Genomic DNA, 21,342 nt, shown 5'->3' with positions numbered 1-21,342 from the left:
AATTATTCTTTCACCAGTATCAGGTCCTGCTGCTGGAGTGTATGGATCCTTTCCAGCAATTGACCGAATACCGCTTTACTGCTTCCGGAGAAATCAGTTTGTTTGTACCACTCCAGTACAAAAATGCGCAGCTGGTTGCCGTCCTGTTCACACCGCATTTTAAAACCCAGTGCAGGATCGGCTCCTTTATCACTTATTTCTGCCGAAAAATCTCCCTTATTCGCTACTTTATAACCCGCCGGCACCGGCACAATCACGCGTTTTTCCTGGTAATAGGGAAATGTGATCTGCACAGGCAGATCGCCCGGCGGAAGCGGGATGTCAACCGGCATATTACCACCCAGTAAAGGACCCACGTGGATAACAATGCTGTTGTTTTTATTTTCTACGGAAGATGTGGTAAGCAACGTACTGTTCAGCAATACAGGTTTATCCAGGGAGCGGTTATTAAACACTTCGTTTTCTGCTTTCACTTCCGTGGGTTTCCTGATACTAGGTTCAAAAGGAAGGATGGCATTATATACCTGCAGCCTGCCATCCGGCGTACTGCCGGTACCGCCAAAAGCTGTTTTCAGATTAGATGCGGGATAACCACCAAAAGATTGCTTCACCTCCCAGGTAGGATCTGTTACTGACCGGAGCGTGGCCTCGGTGGTAATGTTACTGAGTGTGTATGGCGGCGCCGGCGTTTGAATAAAATCGGTCAGCACCTTGCTCTCCCCCGCCACCAGCGTATCACGGCAGCGCAGCGCAGGAATGCCGGTCCATAACGACGGGTAACACGGAAAGCGTGTATTCATTTCCGTTGGGGCCAGCGCCTGTTGCAATCCCGGGAAATACAGTAGTACATTGGTTGGCAGCTGCCGGTATACCAGCTGGCTGTCCATCAGCAAACTGTCGCGTGAAGTAGTAAATAATATCTGCGTGGGAATATTCAGCATATAATACACCGCATTCAGCAAACGGGTAAAGCCTGCTTTTTCTGCCTGCTTATTACGGATGATGGAAATGATATCCACCGTTTCACCGGTTTCAGAAGTCTCTACCAGCCGGTAATTGGATTTTATAAATTGTTCTACCAGGTAGATCATCTGCGGAACAGGAATCCGTTGTTTCAGGAAAGGCCATTTCTGCAATTCTTTTTCCAGTTGTTTATATTCTGCTTTTGATACCGCCACAAAAGGGATATAATTATCTTCCCCAAACTTCTGCCACGTCATGTGTACTGTATCTTTTCCTTCTATTGCCTGCTTCAATCCGAAATCAATCCGCTTTAGTTGTGGCAGGTAAAAATACAGGTCGCTGCTGGGCAGGGCCGGCATATTTTGCATATTCAGCTGATAGTAGTGGTTGGTATCCGTAATACTGTCCTTCAGTGCTGGCAAACCGGCGCTGGGCTTCACCACAAAATCCAAAGTTTTGGGCGCTATCAGTACAAAGCTAAGCTGGTCGCACGGGATACCGGATTGCAGGTAATCGGTGCCTGCATAATCGTACTGCACTTTCAGGCTCAGCTCATATTCAATTTCACAGCCGGCTTCCAGTACGAGGTTGTTGGCTACTATTGCTTTCCGCTCGCGATCCATTTCAATCATCCGTACCTGCTCGTTGAGACTGGTCACGCTGCCGCCCGGATGTATTACGCGGATGCGCAGGCCACGCAAAGCTTCGCTGGGCTCCATCGACATTACCAGGCGGGTGAGGCTGTCGGCTGCACGCTGGGTGTTGACTTTTATATTTTTGTAGAGTGTTTTATAGTGGGAAGTGGCTTGTGCTTTATCACGCGGACTAACATTAAAATCCCTGACCATTCTGTAATCCACGATCGTGTAAGGAGCATCGGTAGCTGGAGTGGTATGCAGCTGTGGATTGTCTTTCCATATTTCAGGAAAGTAGCTGTTTACCTGCGCCTGCATAGATAGCGGCAGTATTGCAATAACTGCAACAGCCAGAAGAAGGACCCATTTTTTCATACGGGTTAAAGATAAGACTCAAATTCCGGATTTTCATGACTCGCCCATGCTCTGGATAGCATCTGATTCAAAGATGCTCACACCTTCATCATTCTCTTTTGCTGCTATGATCATGGCATTGGCAACAGTTGCCGCTTTAATGCCCCGGTATTTTTTCCATCTTCCCTGTAATAAAAAATAAAAAAGCTGGATAAGATATCTGCTGATCCATTCGCCTAACCTGAATTCTTTCCGCTGCCCGATCAGTACCGAAGGACGGAAGATATTAACACTGTGGAAACCCACCTGTTGAATGGCATCTTCGGTTGCTCCTTTGGTACGCAGATAAAAGTTGCGCGAGTGCGGATTGGCGCCAATGGACGACATCAGCAGGAATTGTGTGATGCCTTGCTGTTTGGCGATCCTGGCGCATTTTACAGGAATACCGTAATCCACCGCCCTGAAATTTTCCTGGCTGCCGGCTTTTTTGATGGTGGTACCGATACAGCAAAAAAGAACATCTCCCTGCAGCGCTGCCGCCAGGCTCTCATCCGATTCAAAGTCTGCAATAATGCTTTCCAGTTTCGGCCGGTCATGGGCCCAGGGCTGCCGGACCAGCACCTTTACTTTGCTGAAGGCCGGGTCATGCAGCAGGGCCGCCACCAGGTGGGTGCCTGTGAGTCCTGTTGCACCTATTACAATCGCCGTTTTATTCATGAAACTCGATTTATGATTTCTAAATGATTTGCGGCTATCTTTGCTCACCATAAATTTAAGTTATTATGCAGGTATCAGAAAATGTTCTGCTCAAATCATATAATACTTTTGGTATCAACGCCACTGCACGTTATTTCGCGTCCTTTTCCTCAGCAGAAGAGCTGAAGTCATTCACAGAACAACCGCAGAGCGACGGCCTGCCCCGGATGATCCTGGGTGGTGGCAGCAATATCCTGTTCACACAGGACTTCAATGGCTGGCTGCTGAAAAACGAGATCAAAGGTATCACCGTTACCGGGGAAGATAACGACTACGTATATGTGAAAGCAGGCGCGGGAGAGAACTGGCACGGGTTTGTGCAGCACTGCATCGCGCAAAATCTCGCCGGCCTGGAAAACCTTTCCCTGATACCGGGTAACGTAGGCGCCAGTCCCATGCAAAATATCGGCGCTTATGGCGTGGAAATAAAAGATGTATTTCATGAGCTGGAAGCGCTCCACCTGAAGGATCACAGCATCGTTACCTTCAACAATGCCGATTGCCATTTTGGTTATCGCGAAAGCATCTTTAAAAAAGAATATAAAAACCAGTTTGCTATTTTATCTGTTACCTACCGGTTAAGCAAGCAGCCACATTTCAATACCAGCTATGGCGCTATCAATGAGGAACTCCAGCGGATGAATGTGCAGGAGCTGTCTATCCAGGCCATCAGCCAGGCAGTGATAAACATCCGTTCTTCCAAACTGCCCAACCCCGCAGAAATAGGTAATGCAGGCAGCTTCTTTAAAAACCCAACCATCACCAAAGCGGAATACGAAAAGCTGCACGCCGAATTTCCTGCCATGGTAGCCTACCCCGTAGCGGACAACCATTTCAAACTGGCCGCCGGCTGGCTTATCGAGCAATGCGGCTGGAAAGGATACCGTAACGGCGATGCAGGCGTACACGCCCGCCAGGCATTGGTACTCGTAAATTACGGCCACGCCAAAGGCGCCGATATTTACCACCTGTCCCAACAGGTACTGGACAGCGTAAAGGACAAGTTCGGAGTGGAACTGGAGCGCGAGGTGAACATTGTTTGATGCGGAGGAGCGCCTTCGGCGCTCATAAATTGTCTTGGAGCAGGATTACGCTGATTATACTGATTGGCTTGATTTTGATTATGTTTGATTTTACTTTTTGATTTTACTTTTTGATTTTATTTTGATTTTATTTTGATTTTTTCTTTGAGATTTTAAAATAGCTAAGGGAGATACATGCGGACCTATTCGCTTATATCTCCCTTCATCCTTTATAAAATCAAAAAAGTAAAATCAAAACAAAATCAAAATCAAGCCAATCAGTATAATCAGCGTAATCCTGCTCCAAGACAATTTACCAGCGCCGAAGGCGCCCTCCGCTCTACGCGTTCGCACGCACATGCGCCATAATCTTCTCCGCATGATCCCGCGAGTTTTCGATGAACCACACGTGGGTATTCATCCCCCCGCAAACCACGCCGGCCAGGTAGATGCGCGGCATATTGGTTTCCATGGTGATAGGGTTGTATGTTGGGAGTTTGAGATTGTCATCAGACAGCGCAATGCCTGCCTTTTGCAGCAGGCTGAAATTAGGCTGGTAGCCAGTCATAGCGATCACAAAATCATTGGCAATGGTAACGGGGCCGTCAGGCGTTGCGATATCCACTTCCTTATCCCGGATGGCGGTAAGTGAAGAATTAAACCATGCTTTAATAGATCCCTCTTTGATGCGGTTTTCAATATCCGGCCGTACCCAGTATTTTACGCGGGAGCCAATGTCTTCCTGGCGGATCACCATGGTTACACGGGCGCCTTTGCGGTAAGTTTCCAGGGCGGCATCTACGGCGGAGTTATGAGCGCCTATCACTACTACATCCTGTGTGGCGTAGAAGTGGGGATCTTTATAATAGTGTGTTACTTTGGGAAGATCTTCGCCGGGTATGTTCAGCAGGTTGGGAATGTCGTAAAAGCCGGTAGCAATAACTACGTGCCGTGCATGATATCTACTCTTTTTGGTTATAACCGTATATTCGTTGGCGTTAGGTATTACCTGCTCCGCTTCTTCAAACAGTTTTATGTTCAGTTCATGTGAAGTGGCTACCCTCCTGTAATATTCCAGGGCTTCCGGCCGGGTAGGCTTCGGATTGATGGACACAAAGGGAACGTTGCCAATTTCCAGCCGCTCGGAGGTAGAGAAAAAAGTCATGTACAGCGGGTAGTTGTAGAGGGAGTTCACCACACAGCCTTTTTCGAGGATGATGTAACTAAGCCCCGCTTTTTTAGCTTCCAGTCCGCAGGCAAGACCAATAGGTCCTCCGCCGATAATCAATACGTCAAACGCAGCAGTCATACAATCATATTTTATTTACAGCGCTGCCATATAATCCAGCAGGCGGTACATGTTTTCAGTATTTTGTGTCAGCAGGTTCATATGCTGGCGGATTTTTTCTTCGTTTTGCACAAATGGTCCACCGGCTGCAATGGCGCCGGCGCCGTACAGGATCATTTCCTGCAAACTTTCTGCCGTTAATTCCATATGAAACTGGAGGCCAATTACGCGGTCGCCGTAAATGAATGCCTGGTGACTGCAGGCTGCGGACGCCGCGAAGCGGGTTGCGCCTACCGGCACATCAAAGGTATCGCCGTGAAAATGAAAGGTGTTAAAGTGATGCGGCAGTACTGTTTCCAGTGGAGCCGCCTGGCCCTGAAAGCTCAGGTCCAGCGGGAACCAGCCGATTTCCGGCTGCGTGTGCGGGTATACGTTAGCACCAAGCGCCGCAGCAATCAGTTGTGATCCCAGGCAGATGCCCAATACTTTTTTATTTTGTTGGATAGCATCCCGGATAAGGGCTATTTCTGTAGTCATCCACGGATGATGATCCTGTTCGTATACGCCCATCGGTCCGCCCATGATGATGAGCCAGTCGGCTGCCGCAACGGAGCTGGTATCGGTGTTTTCATACCAGCGGGTATAGGTTACCTGGTGTTGATGACGGTTGGCCCAGTCGGCGATGCAGCTTAATCCTTCAAAAGGCACATGTTGAAAGTAGTGAATATGCATATGCAGAACGCTAAAATGATGCACCGAAGATACGGCTGCTATTTCACTTCTGCTCTTACTACCCTTAAATATTCATAGCCTTTCATCTGCTTACTCTTTTCTCCGAAATATTTCGCGCGGTAATCCCCGCCGCCGCCATCATAGTGCAGCTTCAGGTGATGTAATTCCAGGAAGGCATACAATTCTTCCGGGCGGATACCGAAGTCCCAGTTCTCACCGGCGCGGCTCAGCAGCTTGTTGATACGCACAAATCCATAGAATGCCGAGGGGTTTTCCAGTACTGCTTTTTCTACATAGGTAAAGATGATCTGTGTACCCGGGCTAAAATTTTTCACATGATGGAAAATCGTTTCCGCTTGTTTGGCTTCCTGCTTGGTGGTGATTCCTTCCCAGAGAAACAATGTTTTGTAATGCGCCCCGTAGAAGAGTTCCGGGAATACTTCCGAGATCTGCTGCGTGTTTAAATCCAGCTGCACATAATCCACGTGAATGGTTGGTAGTCCTACCAGGTCAGACAGTATTTTCTTTTTTGTATACTGGAGCGATGGATGATCCATTTCCACGTAATGCAGTGGTACTCCTACGTTGAGGCGGTGCGCCCTGGTATCAAAAGTAGCATTGAGGATGATCACCTGGTTAATGCCCTGCGATCTTACGGCATGCAGGATCATGTCGTCAATCAGCCTTGTTCTGGCAACAGCCGCGGTGAAGCTGCCAGGCCAGCGGAACTGGATGCAGGCTGTCACTATTCTCCGGATGAAGGCGATGGTGCAACCTGCCAGTAAGATCTGATAGAATTTTGACAGGAATGCACTGGCAAACGGATCATACAACAAACGCTCTTTTTCAGGTTTCGTACTTTCTATTGCCCGGAATGCAGCCATATAAGTGCCGGATTTTGTGGCTGGGGACCGGCTCATAAATTACGTGTAGTCATCTTGGTTATTATGATAAATGCTGCCAGTATCACAAATGCTCGATGATCAAATATATGTAAAAATGATAATTGGGTTATCACGGGGTTTTCCCCGGTATCAGGCCAGGCAGCAGATGGCCAGTAAGGTACCGGTACTGATCAATACCCATAGTACTACCCCGTGAATCAATGGTTTACGCCCGATTCCCCGCAACGCCTCGCGGCTGAGATTGGTGCCTATCAGGAAAAGGGTGAGCGACAACCCTGTTTTGGCGCTTTTTACCAGGAAGGGGCCCGCGTGCTGGAATAGCGGTACCCAGGTATTCAGCAGCATGGCAGCAATGAACACCGCAATAAACCACGGGATCTTTATGTTGCCTGCACCTGTTTTAAACAGCAGGGTGGTCATAAATGCTACGGGAACAATCCAGAGGGCGCGCGACAGCTTCACCGTGGTGGCTACCTGCAGTGCTTCTTCGCCGTATTTGCTGGCGGCGCCTATCACGGAGCTGGTATCATGAATGGCGATGGCGCTCCACAGGCCAAACTGTTGCTGGGATAAATGTAACCCGTGGCCTACCGCCGGAAAAATAAAAAGAGCGAGTGCATTCAGCAGGAAGATGATTCCCAGCGCAACAGATATCTGTTTCTCACCGGCTTTCATTACCGGGGCAATGGCGGCAATAGCGCTGCCGCCGCAGATGGCGGTGCCACAGGAAATAAGATGAGCGGTTTTTTTATCGATGCCCAACAGCTTACCCAGCACCGCCCCTGTTAACAGGGTACCTGCAATGGCAGTAACCGTAAAGAGAAAACCTTCACCGCCGGCTTTCAGCGCGCTGTGTACATTCATGCCAAAGCCCATTCCTATAATCGACAGCTGCAACAACCAGTGCGTGATGCGCGGCGTTACCGCAGTGAAAGGGTTCCCGCTGGTTTGCGCCAGTGCAAATCCCAGCAACAGCGCCACCGGTGGGGTTACTACGGGCAACAGGGTAATGGCTGCTGCGGTAAGGAATATAATTTTCTGCGTGTTCTCCGGCAGCCAGGTAGCTATTGTCTTCTCTTGTTGCATACACGAACGTTTGTAATTGGATACAAAGGTCCGTATCGCTGCCGCGGAAGTCAAATGTCTATATGTGATAGGTGATAACCAAAAGTTATGGGATTAATCAACAGAAAGAATGAACTTATTGAACTTCACGGCGAAATCTTCTTTCAGGCTTTTATCGATGCCACTGAGGTAGTTCACCGTAAAGCCACGTTGCAACCTGCGCGGAGTGCCGCCATCCAGTTGAATGGGCCGGGAGTGCAGCACGCCTATCAGCTGTTTCCCCTGGAAAACAAGGGCGAGGCGATACAAGGGGCTGGGATCATCGATACCGCTTTCATAATTGAAATACAGTAGGTAAGGCTTGAGGGTGGTTTCTTCTTCCAGTTTGAAATTGTGGATAAAAGGCTCCATATCGGCGGTACTGCGACCGGTATGTTGCTTCAGGTAACTGCTTAAAGCAGATTCAATGATAGTGCCGCTGCGGATACTTTTCTTTTGCGTATAGCCGTCAATGGTAGCCCACATCTTTTCCCCGTTGGTGGCTACGGGCAGTTTGATATCGCGTTGCAGTACGCCTGCATCCACGCCGTTTACTTTTATTTTGCGGCCTTTGTGAAAAATGGGTTTGCTGTATTCTTCTTTCGTAATATCAAAATCTACGCTTACAGGGTACCAATCTTTTTTCACCGGCGCACAACGTAACGGGATATAATCCACGAGGGTAACCAGTGGTTCTCCGCCGGGATTATTCAGTATGGTAGCAGCGCCGTTGATTCTTTCGCCAACAATGGGAGCCTTGCTGCGTGCTGGTTTGGCGGCAGTGGTGGTAGCAGTTTTTTTATTGTTTTTTTCGGCGTTTTCTTCGTTATCGTATTTACTTGGTTTGTTATTCAGGTTGCACGATACCAGTAATACTGCCAGTGAGAGGCAGGATAAATATTTATTGAGATGCATATGAAAGTTACTGTTTTATGCGGATGGAAGGACTCCGGCTTCCACCCGCATGGCATCTGCACAAAGATTAGGCCTAGAATTCCGTGAATATAACGGTGTCGCCTATCTGCAGCCGGTGAACCTGTTTCATGGTGGAAAACGGGTCCAGCGGCGACCAGTCCTGCGCAGTATAAAGTTGTATGTTTTTACCTGTCAGTTCTTTTTCCAGTGTTTTTAAAGATAGGCTGGTATTAGTTTTACGGGAGATGTAATAGATCCTGGGATTCTGCTTCAGGTGAATAATAATGCCAGGAGGACCCGCTTTGATTTCTTTTACCACCCCGGTGGTTGGCGTGCAATTCTTTTTATCAGCCTTACGGGCAGAGGGAATACCGGAAATAAGCAATACCAGTATTAAAGAGGCCACCAGCAATAATGCGGTGGTACCTTTTTTGTTGGCTTGTTTTTTCATGATCCGTTGGCGTAAATCAGGTTATTTATTTTTTATCACCAGCTTCTTCCTCCCATTCGTCGTCTTCTTCCCAGTCTTCATCCTCTTCCCAGTCATCGTCTGCATCATCATCGTCAATCAGTAAACTTTGTTCTGAACCGGGTTCTATATGGTTTTCCCGCCAGTGAGCCACAATCTCGTCTGCTTTCTTTTGCACGGGGCTAAAGTCGGCAATAGGCGATCCTTCAAATTCAACTTCTACCTCAGGTAAGGCCTGGAGGGCATTGAAGCAATCCTGCAGTAAAGTGATAGTTGCGGGAGCATTGCGTAATGCGCTGTAAGATAGCCGGATAGCGTCGAACGGACCGCTGTTATGAAATACTTCTTCCCCGTTGATCATGGGGAAAAGCCATATCAGTACATCGTCGCCTGATTCTTCGCTGTTAAGGATACCAAAAAAATCATCGAGTTGTTCAAAACCCAATGGGGCCAATTGTGCGAATGCTTTGTTCCTGGCCGGAAATTTAGGATTCTCTTCTCCTGTAATTAAGAATAATTCACCGAACCTGGGCTTCTCTTTTGCAGCGAACCTAAAGTCAATGAGGATATCGTTTTCCATTGATGGCTATTCTGTTTTCTACTGTAATTTAATAGTTTAATCGGAAGGCGTTGAAAAAATATTCTACTGGATAACGGCGGCCGCTATCCGGCGGTAAGCGTGCAGGTATTTGTTCAGGCGGGCAATATCTTTTTCCTTTACATCGGTCATACGCCTGATATCCATGTTATCCGTCAGGTCGTTGAGTTTAACCATACAGGCCAACCGGTTCTGGAGGGTACGGTCCACGAAGTGGTGGTAGTCTTCGTCTTCATCCAGTTTGGTCACACAGTAAAGTGCCGCCAGCAGGTGAGGGGCCAGTCCTTCTTTTTCGAGGGCTTCAAAGGTCCAGTCGGTGTCTTCTACCACATCATGCAGTACACCCACTATCTTTTCATCTTCGGTACGGCCCATTTGCATTACCCGGAATACATGCCCTATATAAGGCTGTCCGTATTTATCCACCTGGTCTTTATGCGCGGTGGTGGCTATTTCTATGGCTCTGCTCAGATTCATATAAAAAAATAAAGGGACTGCGATGGTTATCACAGTCCCCCAAAATTATGATTTATTTACATAAAATGATAACGTACAAATGCTTCCATGGCGGCATACTTCTGTAAGCCCAGGCGGTCGTACAGGTCGGCCGTGTTGGCGTTACGGTCTTCCGCACGCTGCCAGAATTCGCGGAGATCGGTTCCCTGGAAAGGCACCACATCTTTCTGACTCTGGTGAATGAAGATACCCAAACGCTTCTGCATTACCTGGTCAGGACTCATTGGAACAGCCATTTCAATTTCATGTACTTCCCATTCCTGCCATGCGCCTTTATACAGCCATACCCAGCAATCTTTCGCCCAGTCCTCTGTTTTCACAATTTCCAGTGCGGCAAAGATTACATCCAGGCACACCTTATGCGTTCCATGCGGATCGGCAAGGTCACCGGCACAGAAAATCTGTTGCGGCTTCAGCTTACGAAGCAACTCTACGGTCAGCGCCACGTCTTCTGGTCCCATGGGTTTCTTTTCCACCAAACCGGTTTCATAGAAAGGCAGGTTCATGAAGTGGGCGTTTTCTTCCGCAATACCTACATAACGGCAGGTAGCTTTTGCTTCGCAGCGGCGGATCAAACCTTTGATAGCGCGGATCTCAGGAGTATCTTTCTGGCTCGGCTTCTTGGTGCGGATGAAGGCTTTCGCTTCATCCAGGATCAGGGAGCTTTTGCTTTTATCAATATCGAACATGCCTTCAAAACCTACGGCAAAGTCGATGAAACGCAGCAGGAACTCATCTGTTACGGCTATGTTGCCGGAAGTCTGGTAAGCTACATGTACATCGTGGCCCTGCTCATGCAGGCGGATGAAAGTACCGCCCATAGAAATGATGTCATCATCGGGATGCGGAGAGAAGATCAGCGCGCGCTTTTTAGCGGGTTCTGAACGTTCGGGGTGATTCGGTAACTGCGGACCGGGCTTGCCGCCAGGCCAGCCGGTAATGGTATCACGAATGGCGTTAAATTCTTCGATATTCAGCTCATAGGCAGAACCATACTGTACGATCAGGTCGTTCAAACCGTTTTCGTTATAGTCCTTATCGGTGAGCATCAGGATAGGCTTGTTCAGCTTCAGCGCCAGGCTGGTTACTGCTTTGCGGATCAGACCGGGCGTCCATTCGCAATCGCCGGTAAGCCACGGTTCGTTGAAACGGGTCAGCTCTGCAGCTGCCTGTTCGTCGATCACAAACTTGCAGTTTGAATGCTGTTGCAGCAGGGAAGCAGGCACCTGGTCGGTACTGTGTCCTTCTACCGAACGGCGAACGATTTTGGATTTATGGGAACCCCATGCCATCAGTAAGATACGTTTTGCCTTAAAGATGCTGCTGAGACCCATGGTGATAGCCAAACGGGGCACCTGGCTCATATTCGGAAACTCGTACGCATTGGCCAAACGGGTGCTGTTGTCCAGTGTAACGAGACGGGTGTGTGAATTAATATTGGCGCCTGGTTCGTTAAAACCAATGTGGCCGTTGTTGCCAATACCCAGCACCTGGATATCGATACCGCCTAATTCTTCAATACGTTTGTCGTAAGCCTCACAATATTTCTTGATCTGGTCCTTTGGAATAGTACCATCCGGAATGTTGTACTGGCCTTCAGGGATATCAACATGATTGAACAGGTGCTCTTTCATAAAGCGGTTATAGCTCTGTAAAGCATCCGGCTCTATAGGATAATATTCATCCAGGTTAAAGGTGATGACGTTTTTAAAGCTGAGTCCTTCTTCTTTGTGCAGACGTACCAATTCTGCATACAGATATTTAGGAGTAGAGCCGGTGGCCAATCCTAAAATACATTTTTGGCCGGCAGCCTGCCTTTCGCGGATCAGCGCGGCAATTTCCTGTGCTACTGCTTTGGAACCTTCTTTGGCAGAAGGGTGAATTTCCACAGCAATTTGTTCAAAGCTGTCGATCAGTTCGATTTCCTGATGATTAATCGTCATTTGTAAACGTTTTTGATTAGATGCGGTTTAAAAACGAGCCGGAAAATTAAAGAATTTACTGCTAATGCGCATTATTATTTAGCAATATTTAAATTATATTTCTTTTAGCTTGTAATAAACCAATTAATATTTGATCTCGTTAATATGTTTAGCATACAGCGGTTGAAGGCCGTATCATATATTTTGGTGTAGGAGTCATAAAATGAAAACCGTTCCGCATTTGCCGGGACGGTTTTCGATTTTAGTCTATAATAAGTTCATCTGCAAACAACCATGCGCCGTTGCCTGCTCCTGCTGCACCGGCAGGGATCTTACCAAAGTTCTGCATCTGCACCTTCACAAAGCGGCCGCGAACAGCCTGCAAATGGCCCCTGATCTTGTTGATGCCCTGCTGCGCAAAGGTGTTTTGCTTGTATTCTTCTTTAAATGTTTTACCATCGTCAGATACAGAAAACACTACCTGCTTCGGTGGGTAGATCCAGTCGCCCTTTACATTGATTGTATTAATGCCTACCAGGTGAATATCCTGCACACTGTCCAACTCCACTACTGCTTCCATATCCGTTCCTTTAAAGCCAAACCACTCGTTGTCGTTATAAGCAGCATTGCCTTCCACTCCATTTACCAGCGTAAAGGTCGTGGCAGGACGGTGAGCAGCATCTGCTGCGGAAGCCATGCTTACCTTTTTAGCCAATCCTTTGTGAAACAGGAACGTCTGGCTGTATTCGTTGCCAAAAGGTTTGCCATCCAGGAATACCTGCGCACGGAGCGTGCCGTTGCGGGTAATCTGTACCGGCGCTGTATAAGGAGTCGCCTGAGGGGTAGGGGCAGTACTATCGATGGTGAAAAATATTTTACCGCCATCCAGTTTTGTATTCAGTACTACTGCTACACCGCCTTTGCTATTATCGGTTACTTTACCGGTAACTTCAAAAACATGCTTGGCATAATTTACCTTTTTCAGGTCGAGCCTTTTTACATGTACTTTTAAACGGTCCACGAAGTTGTCGTAGTTGCGTTTATCCTTGGGCGACCACAATACTTCTGATAATGCAGCTGCGCGCGGGTATACCATGTATTCCAGGTAGTTGGTATTGTTGATGTATTCTGTCCATACGTTAGCCTGTGCACCTTTAATGTATTTAGCCTCCTCGCTGCTCAGCTCTGCAGGTATGGGTTCGTAGGAATATACCTGGCTTACCGGCAGGAATCCGCCTATTGCCAGTGGTTCATTCGTGCCTTTGGACTGGTAGTGGTCAAAGTAGCAGAATTCGCCCGGCGTCATAATCACATCGTGCTTTTGTTTGGCTGCTGCAATGCCGCCCTCAATGCCTCTCCAGCTCATCACCGTAGCGTTGGGTGCCAAACCGCCTTCCAGGATTTCATCCCAGCCGATGATCTGCCGGCCTTTGCTGTTCAGGTATTTCTCCATCCGCTGGATGAAATAGCTCTGCAACGCATGCTCATCTTTCAAACCTTCCTGCTTCATGCGCGCCTGGCATTTAGGACATTTTTCCCAGCGTACTTTGGGAGATTCATCACCGCCGATGTGGATATACTTGCTGGGGAACAACGCCATCACTTCATCCAGTACATCCTGCAGGAAAAGATAAACGCTGTCGTTGCCGGCGCAGTATACATCGTCGTACACGCCCCATCGGGTGCCTACTTCATACGGGCCGCCGGTGCAGCCCAGGTTGGGATATGCAGTAAGCGCTGCCAGCGAATGACCCGGCATTTCAATTTCAGGAATCACCGTGATGAAATGATCGGTAGCATACTGCACTACTTCTTTCACCTGCTCCTGTGTATAATAGCCGCCATAAGGCTTGCCATCGTATTTATTGTCGGCATAACGGCCGGCCATGGTTTCTTTTCTTTTGGAAGCCACTTCCTGCAGGCGCGGATATTTCTTTATTTCAATACGCCAGCCCTGGTCTTCTGTCAGGTGCCAGTGAAACGTATTCAATTTGTGCATCGCCATCAGGTCGATGTACTTCTTAATAAAATCAACAGAAAAAAAATGGCGGCCAACATCCAGGTGCAGCCCGCGGTAAGCGAAACGCGGCGCATCGGTAATATTCACACCCGGTACAAACATGGCGCGCGCTTTTTCTACCGGCAGTAACTGGATCAGCGTCTGTACGCCATAAAAAGTGCCGGCGCTGCTGTTACCTTTAATGGTGATGTTGTTGTGAGTCGCAGCAAGCGTATAGCCTTCTGCGTTAGCACTGTCATTGCCGGTCTGTAACAGGATTGCATTTTTATCTCCCTGGTCTTTTACCGCCAGTTCATACCCGGTCAGTTCTTTGAGCCAGGCATTAAATAAAGCGGCTGTTTTTTTGTCGCTTTCATTATTGGCAACAATCACCGTTTGCTTGTCCAGTAAAAAAGAATCAGCTGTTTCGCTGACACTGGCAGGCATAGGAATGATGCTCACACTGCCTTTGGGTGCGGAGGGCTGCTGAGTGGTACAACTCCACAGTCCTGCTGCTGCCATCAGTAAGCACAGGTGAATTACTCTTTTCATTGTCATATAATGGATTGTTTTTTCTCTTATTTCATTTCAAGTTCGCACAACACCGGGCGATGATCAGATGCTACTGTTTCTTCAATGACACGTGCGCCGGTGATCGTCCACCGTTGTTTGGGAGCAATCATGATATAGTCCAGTTTTATGGTCGGTGAATCGGCAGGAAAGGTTGGTCCCATCAGGCTGCTGGCATCCGTAAATACCTGTTTCAGTACTTTTAGTTCCTTTGAGGCCGGCAGGGCGTTGAAATCGCCGGCAATAATCACCGGAGTAGCCGTGGCCCTGAAATAGTCTGCCAGTGCATTTGCCTGGGCAATACGGTCGGTAGCCTTTCTGCCTGCATCCAGGTGAGTGGTCACAAACTGCAGTGAACTATCTCCCGGCAGCTGAACGGTAACAATACCGGCGGCCCTGGGCTCATTGCCTTTTGCAGAAGGTAACACCATGGTAGTATTACTGCTGATAGGGAAACGGGATAGAATGCCGGTGCCGTAACCGCCGCCATCAAAATCCATTGATTTGGCAAAATAAGTGTACATGCCGGTGATGGAAGCCAGTTCTTTCAGCTGATCGCTCTGGCTGGTACGGCCGGTAACACTGTCTACTTCCTGCAACGCCACCAGATCGGGATTAGTGGCCAGTATTACATTGGCAATTCCCTGAAGATCCAGTACCTGTTTCATGTTTTCCCCGTGATGAATGTTGTAGGTAAGCACCTTTACTTTTTGTGTTTGCGCAAAAAGGGTGCAACCTGCAAAACATACCACCGTTAAAAGCAGCATTTTTTTCATATCAATATCATTTGAACGCTTCCGTCACTGGCCTTCCGGTCCACACCTGCGGTGTTTTCAACCCAAAGATCCAGGCAAGAGTAGCAGCGGTATCGTAGGTCACCACACTGCTTTTGATCTCTTTATTTTTTGCCACGCCAGGGCCACGGATGATCCAGGGAATCTGCATTTCTTCCATCGTTTTGCCGCCATGTCCTTTCTTGATGCCGCCATGATCGGCCGTCAGCAGGATGATGGTATTATCCCACATCCCTGCATCTTTCACTGCCTGCAGAATTTTTCCCAGCAACACATCATTCTTTGCTACCTGGTCGAAGTAAGGCTGTATATTATGACCAATATTATGCCCGGTTCCATCGGGTTCATCAAAATGGATGAACAGGAAGTCCGGTTTCTTTTCTTTGATATATGCTACAGCCGCCGCAGTAGCGAGGCTGTCGTTGTCGTGTGTGCCAAGCTCTTTGTTGACCGCTGCTTTTGGAAACAAATAACCGATACCCTCCCAGCTGTAAATAACGCCTATCTCTGCCTTTGGTTTTTGTTCACGTAAAATCGTGTATATAGATGGAAACATACCATACTGATCCAGCTCGCGGGAAGGCAATTCCGGTTTCCGGCTGTCCCATTCTGTATAACCGTGTACTTCAGGACCGGCGCCCATCACCATAGAGGCCCAGTTAACCGCACTTGAGGAAGGCAATACACTGCGGGCCTGTAAGGTCCACGCACCGTCCTGCATCATTTGTTTCATGTTGGGGTTGTCCACTTTCGGAAAACAGTAAGCGCCGAAGCCATCCATGCCTATCAGGATAACATGCTTTACCCCTTTGATCTGTGCCTGCGCGAAGAATCCGCCAAGCAACAAACCTGTTGCAATGATCAGTTTTTTCATTTTCGTTGTTCACTTTTAGGCTGACACACGTCAGCCTGCAATTAATAATGGGTTTTCAATAAATCTTTAGCTAAACAGAGCGACTAAGATAGTAATGTTTTCTCTCCTATTTCACGTATTAATGTTACTTCTTTTTTCTGTGTGGCAGAGATGCCATACTCAGGAACGCCGGGAATGCCGCCCATGCTCACATTGGGATTGCGATAGATCATCCCGCTTTCTTCATAGGCTTTTGCGGAAGTATGATATTCCGTAACACCCGTAGCGGTAATCAGCTGGGCAATATTGCTGGCACGAACACCGGAACCGGCCATAATAGCGATGCGGTCGTTCGCCCTTTCCACCAGCTCTTTCAATAGGGACGCGCCTTCCAGCGCAGTATTGCGCGCACCGGAAGTAAGGATCCGTTCACAACCGATGGAAATGATATCTTCCAGGGCTTCAAACGGGTTGTCTGTCATGTCAAAGGCGCGGTGAAAAGTAACACCCATCGGCCATGCCAGGTCAACAAGTATTTTGCATCGTTGTTTATCTACCCGGCCATCAGGCAGGAGGATACCAATTACCACACCATTGCAGCCCAGTTGCTTGCTAAGCTCAATATCACGTTTCATTACTTCAAACTCCAGGTCGGAGTAAAGGAAATCACCACCACGCGGGCGGATAATAGGGTAGAGGTCTATTTTTACTTTTTCTCTGGCCAGCGCAATGGCACCATAGCTGGGCGTAGTACCGCCTTCCAGCAGGTTGTCACACAGTTCTATCCGGTTTGCGCCGCCTTCTTCCGCTGCAATGCAGGATGCTACTGATCCTGCACATATTTCGAGGGTGAAAGACATAAAAAATAGCTTTTGAGAATGAGGTATCAGTACAGGGATCAGCCACAACGGCTGATCCCTGTCTGCTAAAAATGATGTTTCCCGTCAATTAGCACATTGCTGGTATCACTGGTGCACACCGCATAGCTAAAGCCTTTCTGGAGGCAATAAGCGCCATGCTCTCCTTTTTTATTGAGGGCCAGGAAACCAACCTGGATTTCTTTTGCTTTGGAAGGACTTCTTTTCACAATACGGTCTACCGCTTCTTTACAGGCTTTTTCCGGCGGATATCCCTGACGCATCAGTTCCACCACCAGGTGGCTGCCTACTATTTTGATCACTTCTTCGCCAACACCAGTGCTGGTAGCAGCGCCAATTTCATTGTCTACATACAATCCTGCGCCGATGATGGGAGAATCGCCCAGGCGGCCATGCAGCTTAAAGGCCATGCCACTGGTAGTGCAGGCGCCGGACAGGTTACCGTCGGCGTCCATTGCCACCATGCCTATTGTATCGTGGTTGTATACATTCCCCGGCAGCATCAGCGGATTAAACGCGGTGGCGCCGTTGGTGGGCGTATACGATTTGTTTTCTATGTTGATGACAGGCTTATATTCCGATGTTTTCAACCACTCTTTCCATGCTTTTTCTGATTCAGGCGTCAGCAGGTTCTCCTTCTGGAAGCCATTGGCCAGTGCAAACTGTAAGGCGCCATCGCCTACCAGCATCACATGTGGCGTTTTTTCCATCACCAGGCGGGCTACAGAAATAGCGTGGGTTACATGTTCCAGTGCGCCTACAGAGCCGCAGTTGCCATGTTCATCCATGATACAGGCATCGAGCGTAACACGGCCATCGCGGTCGGGGTAACCGGAGAAACCAACGGTGTGGTTGTTGGGATCTGCTTCCGGGATCTTTACGCCTGCTTCCACAGCATCCAGTGCGCGGCCGCCTTTCTTCAGTACCTCCCACGCAGCAGCATTGGCTGCACGGCCAAAGTCCCACGTAGATACCACAATCGGCTTTCCTTTTACCAGTCCGCGTTTTCCCTGTGAACGTGCAGGCGTTCCCGTTACTCCGTCCAAAGAGAAAACAGCGGCGCTGAGGGCCGCTGTTTTCAGGAATGATCTTCTATTACTCATATAAAGCATTTTATACTTTTCTGCTTCCGCTGAAAGCTAGTCTTTCATTTCCCATGCCAGTGCACTGGCGCCCAGAATGGCTGCATCGCTTTCTTTCAGTTCAGAGAACAGCAATTTAACCTTATTCTGGAAAATAGGAAGCAGGTTCTTCTCCATATGTTCCCGTACCGGTTTCATGATGAGGTCTCCGGCTTTGGTTAAGCCGCCGAACAGCACAATCGCTTCCGGGCTGGAGAACATCACGAAATTGGCGAGGGCTTCACCGAGTATTTTGCCGGTGAACTCATATACTTCCCTGGCAAGCGGATCGCCTTCCATGGCTGCTTCGTAGATGAGCTTGGAATTGATTTCTTCGTTGGTATGCTCCCGCATAATGCTGGGCGTATCCGGGCGGTTAGCCAGGAATTCTATGGCGGTATTGGTAACGCCGGTGGCAGAAGCATACGCTTCCAGCGAACCATGTGCTCCGGTACCGGCATGCAGCCTGCCGCCAGGGATCACGATACAGTGACCCAGCTCTCCGGCAAAACCATCATGGCCATAAATCAGCTGCCCGTTGGCTACAATACCGCTTCCTACACCTGTACCCAGGGTGATCACGATAAAGTCTTTCATACCCCTGGCAGCACCATAAATCAGTTCTCCCAAAGCTGCCGCATTGGCGTCGTTGGTGAGTACGGTAGGCAAACCGAATTTCTGCTCCAGCAAACTGGCCAGCGGTACTACGCCTTTCCAGCGCAGGTTGGGCGCATATTCTATATTGCCGGTGTAGTAGTTGCCATTAGGAGCGCCTACCCCGATACCTTTCATGTTTTCGATGCCTCCCGCTTGTTCAATAAGCGCGGACAGGTGTTCGTGCAATTCATCCAGGAAGCCGGTTACATCTTCGTGCTGATTGGTTAACATCCGACCATCACATATAATATTACCCCTGCGGTCTACAATACCAAATTTGGTGTTAGTACCCCCGATATCAATGCCCACCGCTAACTGCTGACTCATAATCAATTCCTTGAGATTTTAAAATGGTTTTAACTCTAAATGCGAAGAACGCGAGATAAGCAAAGCACAGCGCCGGAATAACATAAGAGGCGTGGATACCAATGCTTGCAATGTCTGCCAGACCGCCCTGTACAGGAGGAATGAGCGAGCCACCGAGGATCATCATTACCAGGAACGCAGAACCCTGACCGGTATATTTACCCAGGCCTGCGATAGATAATGCGAAAATGCTTGGCCACATCACAGAGCAGAATAATCCGCCGCTGATAAATGCAAATGTAGCCAGCTGACCGGTGGTAAATAGCCCGATCAGAACAGAACCAACACCCAGCAAACCAAAGATGGTGAGGGTTTTGGCAGGTTTGTCCTGGCCGGCGAAGAAGCCAATGATCTGTACCACTATACAGATGACATATGGATATAAAACACTGATATCATTGCCCTTGATGCTGTTGGCGCCGAGAATAACACCATAAGCCACAAAAGGAACAATTACACAGAGAATATTACGGGTGGTTTTAGATACATTAAATACGCTGATAGCACCGGTCCAGCGGCCAATCATCATACTTCCCCAGAACAGCGATACATAAGGATCCAGTTCTGATTCTGCCAAACCTTTTACAGTCAGGAAACCAGGATGCTTCAGTAATGCGCCGAGATTACTGGCAATGGATACTTCCACACCCACATATATAAAGATGGCCAGCATGCCCAGGATCAGCTGCGGATATTTCATGGCACCCCAGCCTTCACTATTGTTGGCAGATGCCATCTTGGTATAGAAGAGGATACCGATAATACCCACAATACCGGCAATGAACATAGGCAATTCAAATTTCAGCACCAGCCCCATGAGGATCAGGATGAACATAAAGGTGATAGCCAGTAATGACTTAGTAGCCTTGGGAGAAGATTCAAAACCTTCTGTATCCTGGCTTTCCGGCATCTTCACAAAAGCAAAAATAGCAGCTGCAATCAGGAACAACGCAATGAGCAGGAAATATAAAGTATTGATCTTGCTGATATCCGTACTTACTTCGCCGCCCTTAATATTACCAAACAGCAACATGCTCACGATGATGGGTCCGATGGTAGTACCGAAGGAGTTGATACCTCCCGCGAGATTCAGGCGGTGTGTACCTTTGGCAGGATCTCCCAGTAAAATAGCAAATGGATTGGCAGCAGTTTGCTGCAGTGAAAATCCTAAGGCCACTATAAATAAAGCCATGAGGATAAGGGCAAAATATCCGAATGTAACCGTTTGTTTATAATCTGTATCCAGTACCGTAACTATCTTTTCCAGGTTGGCTTTTGTGAAGCTGGCAGCATATTGTTTATGCTCCTCATCTTTTGTAAAACCACCGGAAACTGCAGAAATTAACTGTGGATTCGTGGTGTACTTTTCAGCGGATTCATTGCTGCTGATCAGGAGCGAATAAGTGTCAGGGTCTTTCTCACGGCGGATCTTCACCTGCCTGTCGGAAGTCTGTAACTGCTGCTCTACCTGGAAACCGCTGATGTCAGCAATGGTTTCTTTAATAGGAACAATCTTTTCCTTATTCACACATGGAATCATAATCACCGAGCCAAGCACCGAAATCAGCAATCCGTAAATAATACCCTTCTTGTACCCGATCTTGTTGAGGATATCCACTTTTCTAGCAGTGGAAGCCAGGTACAGGATCAGTGAACCTATAAAATAGGCACTGTAAAAAGAGAAGTCGATCAGCTGCGACTCCAGCTGGGTAAGGTTAAAGTGAGATTTGCAAAATGGGATAAAGATACTGTTGGAGGCAGCCAGAAATCCCCAGAAAAAGAAAACCAGAATAAGCACAAAGAACGAAGGATGGGTGCTTTGTGCGTTTTGTTTTGATTGCTCAGTCATAAACGTGTTAAGTTACGGTGAAATTTTGCCGGTTAAATGTATAATTATTTTTTTAAAATTTTTTAAAAAGTCAAAA

The 21,342-nt window shown here is 48.1% G+C and carries 18 protein-coding genes and 1 pseudogene; 1 reads left to right on the top strand and 18 read right to left on the bottom strand.

Going from position 1 to position 21,342, the window contains the following annotated elements; all coding sequences use genetic code 11:
- Nucleotides 1–2: 2 nt before the first annotated feature.
- Together ACLHR0_RS02075 and ACLHR0_RS02070 are read right to left on the bottom strand one after the other, a co-directional pair.
- Nucleotides 3–1,973, bottom strand: coding sequence for a hypothetical protein (locus tag ACLHR0_RS02075; protein WP_436484406.1), 1,971 nt, complete (start codon nt 1,971–1,973; stop codon nt 3–5).
- Between the two features lie 33 nt (nt 1,974–2,006).
- Nucleotides 2,007–2,669, bottom strand: coding sequence for an oxidoreductase (locus ACLHR0_RS02070; RefSeq protein WP_436484405.1), 663 nt, complete (start codon nt 2,667–2,669; stop codon nt 2,007–2,009).
- A gap of 65 nt (nt 2,670–2,734) precedes the next feature.
- On the opposite strand from ACLHR0_RS02070, the gene murB reads away from it, so the two are divergent.
- Nucleotides 2,735–3,751: a UDP-N-acetylmuramate dehydrogenase gene (gene murB, locus ACLHR0_RS02065; RefSeq protein ID WP_436484404.1), complete on the top strand. Its 1,017-nt coding sequence runs from the start codon at nt 2,735–2,737 to the stop codon at nt 3,749–3,751.
- Between the two features lie 319 nt (nt 3,752–4,070).
- On the opposite strand, the gene ACLHR0_RS02060 is transcribed toward murB, so the two are convergent.
- The 16 genes and pseudogenes from ACLHR0_RS02060 to ACLHR0_RS01985 form a co-directional block, all read right to left on the bottom strand.
- Entirely contained in the window at nt 4,071–5,039 is a 969-nt protein-coding gene (locus ACLHR0_RS02060; protein ID WP_429045385.1) for a YpdA family putative bacillithiol disulfide reductase, read from the bottom strand.
- Nucleotides 5,040–5,054: 15 nt separating this feature from the next.
- The gene (locus tag ACLHR0_RS02055) at nt 5,055–5,750 is read right to left on the bottom strand and encodes a type 1 glutamine amidotransferase (protein WP_436484403.1); all 696 of its coding nucleotides are present in this window, start codon (nt 5,748–5,750) and stop codon (nt 5,055–5,057) included.
- 38 nt (nt 5,751–5,788) lie between these two features.
- Complete coding sequence (locus ACLHR0_RS02050) at nt 5,789–6,634, bottom strand: class I SAM-dependent methyltransferase (RefSeq protein WP_436484402.1); 846 nt, start codon at nt 6,632–6,634, stop codon at nt 5,789–5,791.
- 150 nt (nt 6,635–6,784) lie between these two features.
- Nucleotides 6,785–7,741, bottom strand: coding sequence for a YeiH family protein (locus tag ACLHR0_RS02045; RefSeq protein ID WP_436484401.1), 957 nt, complete (start codon nt 7,739–7,741; stop codon nt 6,785–6,787).
- Between the two features lie 93 nt (nt 7,742–7,834).
- On the bottom strand, nt 7,835–8,674 hold the full coding sequence (locus ACLHR0_RS02040) for a hypothetical protein (protein WP_436484400.1): 840 nt from the start codon (nt 8,672–8,674) through the stop codon (nt 7,835–7,837).
- A gap of 73 nt (nt 8,675–8,747) precedes the next feature.
- A complete protein-coding gene (locus ACLHR0_RS02035) occupies nt 8,748–9,125 on the bottom strand; it encodes a hypothetical protein (protein WP_436484399.1) in 378 nt (125 codons plus the stop codon).
- Nucleotides 9,126–9,150: 25 nt separating this feature from the next.
- On the bottom strand, nt 9,151–9,723 hold the full coding sequence (locus ACLHR0_RS02030) for a hypothetical protein (protein WP_436484398.1): 573 nt from the start codon (nt 9,721–9,723) through the stop codon (nt 9,151–9,153).
- Between the two features lie 63 nt (nt 9,724–9,786).
- On the bottom strand, nt 9,787–10,218 hold the full coding sequence (locus ACLHR0_RS02025; protein ID WP_436484397.1) for a phosphohydrolase: 432 nt from the start codon (nt 10,216–10,218) through the stop codon (nt 9,787–9,789).
- 56 nt (nt 10,219–10,274) lie between these two features.
- A pseudogene (gene nagB / locus ACLHR0_RS02020) lies at nt 10,275–12,206 on the bottom strand (glucosamine-6-phosphate deaminase); the annotation flags it as partial.
- 235 nt (nt 12,207–12,441) lie between these two features.
- Nucleotides 12,442–14,736 carry a beta-N-acetylhexosaminidase gene (locus ACLHR0_RS02015; protein ID WP_436484396.1) on the bottom strand — a complete coding sequence of 765 codons (2,295 nt, stop codon included), beginning with the start codon at nt 14,734–14,736 and terminating at the stop codon, nt 12,442–12,444.
- A 20-nt stretch (nt 14,737–14,756) separates the two neighbouring features.
- Nucleotides 14,757–15,524 (bottom strand): endonuclease/exonuclease/phosphatase family protein, encoded by a 768-nt coding sequence (locus ACLHR0_RS02010; RefSeq protein WP_436484395.1) that lies wholly within the window; start codon nt 15,522–15,524, stop codon nt 14,757–14,759.
- Between the two features lie 7 nt (nt 15,525–15,531).
- A complete protein-coding gene (locus ACLHR0_RS02005; protein ID WP_429061307.1) occupies nt 15,532–16,416 on the bottom strand; it encodes an alkaline phosphatase in 885 nt (294 codons plus the stop codon).
- Between the two features lie 83 nt (nt 16,417–16,499).
- Entirely contained in the window at nt 16,500–17,255 is a 756-nt protein-coding gene (locus ACLHR0_RS02000; protein WP_429045404.1) for a copper homeostasis protein CutC, read from the bottom strand.
- A gap of 65 nt (nt 17,256–17,320) precedes the next feature.
- On the bottom strand, nt 17,321–18,376 hold the full coding sequence (locus ACLHR0_RS01995) for a N(4)-(beta-N-acetylglucosaminyl)-L-asparaginase (protein WP_436484394.1): 1,056 nt from the start codon (nt 18,374–18,376) through the stop codon (nt 17,321–17,323).
- Between the two features lie 36 nt (nt 18,377–18,412).
- Complete coding sequence (locus ACLHR0_RS01990; protein WP_370909712.1) at nt 18,413–19,378, bottom strand: ROK family protein; 966 nt, start codon at nt 19,376–19,378, stop codon at nt 18,413–18,415.
- Nucleotides 19,350–21,266, bottom strand: a complete 1,917-nt coding sequence (locus ACLHR0_RS01985; protein WP_429045408.1) for an MFS transporter — start codon at nt 21,264–21,266, stop codon at nt 19,350–19,352. The genes ACLHR0_RS01990 and ACLHR0_RS01985 overlap by 29 nt, the downstream gene beginning before the upstream one ends.
- Nucleotides 21,267–21,342 lie beyond the last annotated feature (76 nt).

The sequence above is a fragment of the Chitinophaga sp. ARDCPP14 genome (genome assembly GCF_051362515.1).
Taxonomy (GTDB): domain Bacteria; phylum Bacteroidota; class Bacteroidia; order Chitinophagales; family Chitinophagaceae; genus Chitinophaga.
This window is presented reverse-complemented; position numbering and strand designations above follow the sequence as displayed.